Origin of the sequence: Neobacillus drentensis (assembly GCF_036965425.1) — a bacterium.
In the GTDB taxonomy this organism is placed as follows: domain Bacteria; phylum Bacillota; class Bacilli; order Bacillales; family Cytobacillaceae; genus Neobacillus; species Neobacillus drentensis_F.
Genome location: NZ_JBALPP010000176.1, coordinates 1 through 8,465, shown reverse-complemented (window position 1 = coordinate 8,465; position 8,465 = coordinate 1). Strand labels below are relative to the sequence as shown.

At 37.9% G+C, this 8,465-nt stretch carries 8 protein-coding genes; 1 reads left to right on the top strand and 7 read right to left on the bottom strand.

Annotation, left to right across the window (positions count from 1 at the left end):
• Positions 1 to 207: 207 nt before the first annotated feature.
• Positions 208 to 906 (top strand): VIT1/CCC1 transporter family protein, encoded by a 699-nt coding sequence (locus V7161_RS29250; RefSeq protein WP_335716282.1) that lies wholly within the window; start codon positions 208 to 210, stop codon positions 904 to 906.
• Between the two features lie 286 nt (positions 907 to 1,192).
• On the opposite strand, the gene V7161_RS29245 is transcribed toward V7161_RS29250, so the two are convergent.
• The 7 genes from V7161_RS29245 to V7161_RS29215 form a co-directional block, all read right to left on the bottom strand.
• The gene (locus V7161_RS29245) at positions 1,193 to 2,356 is read right to left on the bottom strand and encodes a DUF4317 domain-containing protein (protein WP_335716281.1); all 1,164 of its coding nucleotides are present in this window, start codon (positions 2,354 to 2,356) and stop codon (positions 1,193 to 1,195) included.
• A gap of 70 nt (positions 2,357 to 2,426) precedes the next feature.
• A complete protein-coding gene (locus V7161_RS29240; protein ID WP_335716283.1) occupies positions 2,427 to 3,782 on the bottom strand; it encodes a DHA2 family efflux MFS transporter permease subunit in 1,356 nt (451 codons plus the stop codon).
• Between the two features lie 213 nt (positions 3,783 to 3,995).
• On the bottom strand, positions 3,996 to 4,454 hold the full coding sequence (locus tag V7161_RS29235; protein ID WP_335716280.1) for a MarR family winged helix-turn-helix transcriptional regulator: 459 nt from the start codon (positions 4,452 to 4,454) through the stop codon (positions 3,996 to 3,998).
• Between the two features lie 28 nt (positions 4,455 to 4,482).
• The gene (locus V7161_RS29230; protein ID WP_335716279.1) at positions 4,483 to 5,874 is read right to left on the bottom strand and encodes an MFS transporter; all 1,392 of its coding nucleotides are present in this window, start codon (positions 5,872 to 5,874) and stop codon (positions 4,483 to 4,485) included.
• Positions 5,875 to 5,911: 37 nt separating this feature from the next.
• Positions 5,912 to 6,721 carry an MBL fold metallo-hydrolase gene (locus V7161_RS29225; protein ID WP_335716278.1) on the bottom strand — a complete coding sequence of 270 codons (810 nt, stop codon included), beginning with the start codon at positions 6,719 to 6,721 and terminating at the stop codon, positions 5,912 to 5,914.
• A gap of 19 nt (positions 6,722 to 6,740) precedes the next feature.
• On the bottom strand, positions 6,741 to 7,175 hold the full coding sequence (locus tag V7161_RS29220) for a MarR family winged helix-turn-helix transcriptional regulator (RefSeq protein ID WP_335716277.1): 435 nt from the start codon (positions 7,173 to 7,175) through the stop codon (positions 6,741 to 6,743).
• A 167-nt stretch (positions 7,176 to 7,342) separates the two neighbouring features.
• A complete protein-coding gene (locus tag V7161_RS29215) occupies positions 7,343 to 8,308 on the bottom strand; it encodes an ABC transporter substrate-binding protein (protein WP_420491690.1) in 966 nt (321 codons plus the stop codon).
• Between the last annotated feature and the right edge of the window lie 157 nt (positions 8,309 to 8,465).

The window sequence follows — 8,465 nt, the reverse complement described above, 5'->3', positions numbered from 1 at the left end:
CACTAGCTTTTTTTGACATTGAATACAAAATTAAATTTTTTATTATATATGACGAATATATGCTCTCATTTTATTCGTAGATTTATTTACAAGCGACAGTAAATACTATAAAAAACTTTTTCCTTTAAGGAGGAGTTATGAAAGCTATAAAACCAACAAAAATAGGTGTATATTGGTGTTAGATTAGTTAAAGTGGAGGTAAAAAAAATGGATCAACACCTGCATCACGTAGAAGAACATTTTTCTGGATCTGACTTCATTCGAGATGTTGTCATTGGTATGTCAGACGGATTAACCGTACCGTTTGCATTAGCTGCTGGTTTGTCTGGTGCTGTTGATACAACAACACTAATTCTCACGGCAGGAGGCGCTGAAATTGCAGCAGGCTCAATTGCAATGGGACTTGGCGGTTATTTGGCAGGAAAAACAGATGCGGAACATTACGAATCTGAACTTGCCCGTGAACGGCGCGAAGTAATAGAACTACCAGAGCGTGAAGAAGAGGAAGTATCTGAAATTTTCAGGGAATATGGGCTTGAAGAAGACCAAATCAAATCGATTACTGAAACCATGAAAAAGAACCCTGAAAAATGGGTGGATTTTATGATGAAATTTGAATTGGGGCTAGAAAAGCCGGAGCCGACAAGAGCGAGAAACAGTGCGATTACCATTGCTATTTCATATATTGTTGGAGGGTTAATCCCTTTGTTTCCATATTTTATCTTTCATAAACCTACAACAGCGTTAATGGTTTCTGTAATGGTCACACTTATTGCCTTACTAATTTTTGGATACGTAAAAGGAAGGTTTACAGGAACTTCTGCTGTGAAGAGTGCTTTTCAAACAATGATTACTGGAGGCATTGCTGCAGGAGTTGCGTTTGGTCTAGCGAGAATTCTCACTTGACGATAGAATTAACCTCAAAGACTTCTTTATTTTATTGTTTTTTGTATAAAAAAAGAGGCAATCCTGCCCCTATTTAAAATACTATTTCATCCGTTTCTAATGCTTACTCCTCCAGAGCGAGATGAAGCAATGGTCCACCTCATCCAATTCCGATGGAACAGCAAAAAAAATAAAACGTCATCTAATGAACTCAGTCATTATTTATTTCAAATTAGGTAAGAAATTTCAGGCTGTTTCGGAAATAATGTTAAAAAAAGCGGGGGCAAACTCACCCGCTTTTTGATTTTTATCCAAGTGTCTCCGATTCCAACCGGAACCCTTCTACTACCACTTCTTCGTCAACTTCCAGCAATAAGCATCGTTTTCCTTCATAAGTAATATATTTTACATATTTCAGGTCTTTCGGGTTGATAGTTACATTGGCTAATTTGGTTTCGATTTTTATGGTCTTTGGAACTAAGCTGCTGGCTTTGAATTCATATTTTTCATCATCTATGATTTTTTTAATGGCATGTTCCACTTTTGCCGTCTCTACATTTTCCACGCCACTTACGGTCAAAATGCGTTCGATATCCCGAGAATCCAATGTAGGAATTTCACTTTCTTCATTTTCTTGACTCTCTAGAATCAGCTTATCGATTTCCTCATAAACATTGGAAATAACCCGAGATTCCACTTCGTCTCCCATCACTTCTTTTAAGATAAAATCGAAGCAGTCCTTATCTTCCTGGGCAGTAATAATCTCTTCGCAATTGAGCACTTCTTCAATAAATCTGGCATCTGGCTGATTTGCTTTCCCTGCACAATAGAGAAGATGGTTCACATCTGCCGCATTGTCATTAAAAGCAGGGAACAGGAAGCCGGACAATGGAGAATCTAAATTAATAATAGGATCAAAGAAGTTATGCGATTTGAATTCTTTTTCAATATAATCAAACGTCAAAGCTCTTTTCGGCTGATCCGTTTTATTCAGACTGCAAAGGATAAATGGGCTCGAATAAACTTCATCATCCCCGCCTTCTTCGGTTTCCGCATTCCGTTTCCTGGTCGCTTTTCGGTATTCTCCCCGGATAAAGGTCACAACTGTATCAAATTCATATTTCGTGTTCGCAAACATTTTCAAGACGATTTCCAGCATGTATTCTTTCCAATCATCAGTTGACTCTTGTTGTAATCCTTCGAAAAGGAACATTTGCGTGCTGTCTTCCACATCCCGAATGAATTTCAGCTCAAACAGTTTAGCATCAAGCTGTCCTGTTAATACCTTCTTAAAGTTTGTTAAAAACAATTCTTGCGCTTCTTGTTCTAACATTTGAAACGGCTGGCTGACATGATGGTAAATCTCGCCTGATTCTTTCTGTACATAAACATTGAAGATTTCTCGAATTTGCAGGTTGTAATTGTCTAATTTGAATTGTTTCCGGATATTAGCGATATCTTTTTTATTCATTTCATTCAACTCCCATCCATGATTATACTGTTCAGGAGGATAAATAGGAATACTCAATACCTCCTATTATCTAATGATTGGGCTTTTTGATAAAAAATGACAGGATTACATTGATCACCGCTAATCCTAAACTGATTGTAAACACAAGTGAAGAACCTTCTGATGCTGCTAGTGTTGGTTCATTTGCGATAGCTAAGTAACTATTCTGTTTGCCTGCCATAATCGATACCATTATCGCAATACCAACGGCCCCAGCTACTTGTTGGATTGTTTGGGTTAATGCGATTCCGTCCGGATAGTATTGTCTCGGAATCGAATTTAGCGTGTTTGTTTGTACATTTGCAAGAACCGCCCCAATACCTAACATCATGATAATATGAGTTACCACTATCATCCATAAAGCCGTATCTGTACCAAACTGGGAATAAAATAAATATCCAAGGGCTACTAGTAGAGTTCCAGGTGTAATAACCACTTTAGAACCATATAAATCGAATAAACGGCCAATGGTTGGCGCTAATATACAGTTAAGCAGGCTTCCTGGCAGCAGGATTAAACCAGTTGTAAAAGCAGCGATTACTAAAGCCATTTGCATATACATTGGTAAAATAACAAGCATGGACAACATATTGAAAAACGTTATAAAACTCATTACAATACCAAGCACGAATTGAGGGTATTGAAATGCTTTAAGATTCAGCATCGGATTCTCCATTTTTGTCTGACGAATTGAAAAAAGAATCAATGCACAAACCCCGGCAATAATAGAGACCATAACAGTTGAATTTGTCCAACCGTGCTCACCGCCAACACTCACTCCATAAACAAAACCACCAAATCCAATCGTTGAAAGAATAATAGATACTGTATCAATTGAAACCTTACGGATCTCATTTACATTCGGTAAATATAGGAGCCCGAAAAAAAGTGAGAATAGTAAAAATGGGATTGTCACCCAAAAAATCCAGTGCCATGATAATGTATCTAGGATAAGACCGGCCAATGTTGGTCCAAGCGCAGGGCCCGCTAACATAACTAAGCCCATGACCCCCATTGCTGCACCACGTTTATTTGGGGGGAAGATTGTAAAAATAACATTCTGCGTTAATGGCAATGTAATCGCTAAACCTGCAGCCTGAACGATTCTTCCCGTAAGTAATACACCAAAAACAGGTGCTGCGGCAGCTAGGATGGTACCAGAAATGAATAGCGTTACAGCAGCAATAAACATTTGTCGTGTTGTAAATTTCTGCATCAAGATCCCTGTAACTGGGACTAAAATGCCTAGAGTAAGAAAATAAGCTGTTGCAAGCCATTGAATCGTAGTAGCACTAACATGAAAAATTTGACTTAAATCTCCTAAAGCGATATTTAAGGCCGTTTCACTAAAAAGTCCGACAAAGCCTGCCACCAACAGTGCAGCCATGATCGGGCCGGTTTTGACTTCTATTGTCGTTCGCGGGACTGTATTACATTGTTTTTTTGCTATTGTTCCTGTTTGTGTATTCACGTATTAAACCCCTTCAATAATTTTTTGGTATTACATTATTGTCAACTAAGTTGACTAACTTAGTTTAAAGAAAAACCACCTTTTTGTCAATCATGTTGACAAAAAGGTGGTTTTCATTTTTAAACATCCTTATTGTTCAATTCCCCATTCTAACTTTAATAAATCTTTAAGCATATTTACTTGCTCCAAACCTATTTTTTCTGCAATTTTATCCTCAAGCTGGGCTTTAAGTTCTGCATTTTTTTCGTAACATTCCTCACCTAATGCTGTTAGCTGGATACACTTCTCTTTCTTGTTATTTTCTACGTTTGCAATTTCCACTAATCCTTTTTCAGAAAGATTTGTAATAAACTTATGAATGGCTTGTCGGGATATTTCTACATTTTTGGTAACATAGGAAATGGTCGGTCTCTTCTTATAAATCCTAGCCATGATATACCATTCAGAATTGGAAATATAAATCTCACTTTTATCGTTCCATGCTTTTTCTGAAATCTTTCGGACCAGACTATGTCGCTCGCTCAACAAATCTATAAGGTCTAAGTGTTGTAATTCAGAGTTTGGAATCAACCCGTTCACTCCAATCATATTCTTCGCACCTACTATACAAAATCCGTTATTGGATGTCAATTTGGTTTACTTCCATTTCCCTCGAACGTGCTTTTCGGTAATATAATCCGTATATGATTACAGACATAATGATTACAAAGGAATAGCCAATATAAATATTCCGATAAATATTTTCCGAAGATAAACCTTCCTGAAGGGTTAATAATAAGCCAGAAACTGTCACTCCTAGCCCCGCTCCGAAAAATTGCATTAATTGGACGATGCCTATCCCCGACCCAATTTGAGCTAAAGGCAAAATTCTTGTGATCTCGTTCGAGATGCTCGATGAAATAGCTGTAAAGCCCACACTGGCGAACATATAGGTTATAAGTATGAAATAGGGATTTAAGGTTGTTAACCACGCAAATAGGATAGTGGCACTTAATAAAAATATTTGCCCAAAAATGATAACTGGTGCATTGCCAAAGCGGTCAATTTTTCTACCAATCATTTGTCCAGCAATCACCGCCAAAATGGCTCCTGGAAAAATGATGATTCCTACCTCTGCTGGTGCTTTTTTAAATACAGTTGTCAGAATTATGGGCATTAAAAACAGATTTGAAAAGTTAATGAAAAACGCTGAACAACTAATAAATAGAAGTTTTGTATATTGTTTATTTCTGAGGAGTATTGGTGGAATAAACGGCTCTTTAATCTTATTCAAATATCTCCAACTTACTGTTAAAAGTACAACCGTACCTAATAAAAAGCCATATGAACCTGTGGAGAGAGAAAGTAAAAGGCCTGTAACACTAAGTCCCGTTAGAATTGCACCATATAGATCGAAATGTCCTTTTTTAATCGTTTCCTTAGGCAATAACCTTTGGAAGAAAGGAATAGATAAAATAGAAAATCCAGTAATAGCGAAAAGATAATTCCATCCCAAGTACTGAGTAATGACTCCCCCTATTACAGGACCTAATCCAAATGCCAATGAAGCAGCAGAAGCAATAAAGGCCATCGCTTTTCCACGCCTATATATTGGTATATAGCGTCCCGCCATGATCATGCTTAACCCCATAACGGCTCCTGCCCCAGCAGCCTGAAGAATTCGGGCTCCTAATAATAAAATAAAATGATTGGAAAAGAAACCGATGATTGAAGCTATTCCTAAAATGCTAATTCCAAAGAGTAGAAGTCTTGAGAGAGGAATAAAATCCGATAGTCTGCCAAAAGTCAACGTTGATAAAGCAAACATGATTGAATAACCGGAAACAAGCCAAGATGCGGTGGATGAGTTTAAGGAAAAATCCTTAATGACAACCGGTAATGCAACATTAAACATAGTCGTATTCATTACTACCAGCAAGGTCGTTAAACTCCAAATGAAAATAAGTTTATTCTCTTGAAAGGACACCTTCATTTCAGATTGGGTAGAATCAATAATAATGGAAGACATTTTTTCCCCCCCTTACTTTTATAATTTTATAATCATTCTAGTAATCTAAAGGTGGATTTGTAACAATGGAAGAAATGATATGCACCGAATCCCATTCTCCCCCTGAAACTGCCACAATGGGGTACTTTTTCGGGAAAAGCGTTTTATCGATTTCATTAATGGTGTATCCTTTTTGATGTAAATCTTTTACTTCACCGCAAAGGTTTTCAAGATTATTTAACTTTTGCTTCAGCATTACTTTTCCTTCTTTTATGTACCCTGAATGGGAGCAAAATATCGTTTCGAAATTATACGATAACAGCATTCGAATGGAATTCATTATTAACCGGATGGATTCACTTTTCATAATGACCTTTGTTTTCGGTGCAACATATAAGTCACCTGTAAATAACCTGCCTGTGTTTTCATGATAAAGCGAGATATGGTCATCTGCATGTCCTGGTGTATAAATCACTTTCCACTCTTGATTCTTAGTTTGAATCGTTTCTCCTAGCGGCAAGGCCGTAAACTCTTTTCGTATCCCCCAAGCCATCTGGCGATATTTGGGATACGGACAGGGCTGCGCACAAGTGCTAATTCCTTTTTCATGAATATAGATGGGAACATTTCGGTTTTCTTGGAACCATGAAGCTGTGCCTGTATGATCCTCATGACTATGAGTTAAAGTAACTAGGTCAATCGAATGGCTTTCATAAAATGGAATTAGATCAGATTCAAGGTGTTTGCACCCGGTATCAATCAACATTCCGTCAACTAAAAATGCATAAACCGTTCTTCCTTTTTGTTCTGCCCTTTCAAAACTTCCCTCAATACATGTTACGTCTTCATTTTCGAACACATTTATCATACGTTCACTCCCCCTTTCCTTAGACTCCCTTATTCGTGTTTCTAATTCCAATTTCAAAAAGGATTTTCTTAAATTGCTGAATTTCCTCCACATCAAAATCGGACATCACTTCTTTATTCATTTCATCCATTTTTTTACATAATGAAACCTCCATAGATCTCCCTTTCTCTGTCAGAAAAACCAGCTTGTTGCGGCGATCATTAGGATCCACTCGCCGTTCAATAAACCCGTTTTGTTCCAACCGATCGATTATTCCTGTTATCGTTGCACTGTCCATAAGAAGTTGTTCAGCTAGAGCATAACCAAATTGACCATCCCTTTCCCAAAGCCGACGAAGCAGGGCAAATTGTACAGGTGTCACACCATAAGAGGCTAGCTTGGATTTACTCACTTGATTCACTCTTTGTAACGCTTTCGCAAGTAAAAAATGAACACAGATATCAAATTTTTCCATTATTCTCCCACCATTATTTATTTAAATTTTCTGATTAATAAGAATATAGCACATTTAAGATGATTTGTATACAAGTAATTCGTGTGCAAGTGATTTGCGTAAACGAAACTCAATATGACTGGAAACAGCAAAAAACCTGCTTGTTTAAGGCAGGTTTTTTGCTGGTATTATTCTCCCACAACTTTCGCGTTCTTTAGCATCTCTTCAGTTAATGTAATTCCTTCTTCTTGTGCAGCTTTTTTATTGATGTACAACTGAAGGTTTTCTGGGAAGCCGACTGGAATTTCGCTTGGCTTTTTACCTTTTAGAATTTCAACAGCCATTTTTCCGGTTGTGTAGCCCAGATCGTGGTAGTCGAATCCATAAGATGCGAAGGTTCCACGTTTTACAGAATCACCTTCACCGACAAAGGTCGGGATATTTTTGTCATTGGCTATTTTAATCACGGATTCCAGTGCAGAAACAACAGTATTATCTTTCGGAATATATAATACATCCGCACGCCCAACCATTGACTCTGCTGCCTGCTTCACTTCGGAACTGGCTGTAATCGTAGTTTCAACCGCCTCCAGCCCGGCTGCCTTTAGAGCGATCTTAGCATTTTTAACATTAACAACAGAGTTTGGTTCACCGTTATTATAGATAATGCCAACCTTTTTGGCATTAGGAATAAACTTTTTAATAGCATCAATTGTATCCTTAATCGCATCAGGATGTGTATCGGATGTTCCGGTCGCATTCCCGCCGGGCTTGTCCAGGCTTTGTACTAGTTGGGCCCCAACTGGATCAGTTATGGCAGTGAACAATATTGGAATATCCTTCGTCGAGTTGACCACCGCCTGAGCACTTGGTGTGGCGATTGCCAATATTAGGTCATTCTTGTCGGCCACCAAGTTATTGGCAATGGACTTATTATTGTTCATGTCTCCCTGAGCGTTTTGATAATCAATCTTTAAATTCTTTCCTTCCACATAGCCCGCATCCTTCAGTGCCGCAATAAATCCTTCTCGAGCCGCATCAAGGGAAGGATGCTCGACAATTTGTGAAATCCCTATTTTAACAACTTTCTCGTTTTTCTCCTTTGCTTCTCCGCTAGTTTCCTTACTTCCCGCTCCACATGCGGTTAGTAACATTAACACTCCACACACCAAAAGTACTAGACTTTTTTTCACCTATAAATCCCCCTAAATTATGTATTCTACTAATAAAAAAGGCTACCCCCTCATTCAAAAATTTATAATATTCAGATTTTATCATGCAAAATATTTCCGGACAATAGTACCTTTCTAT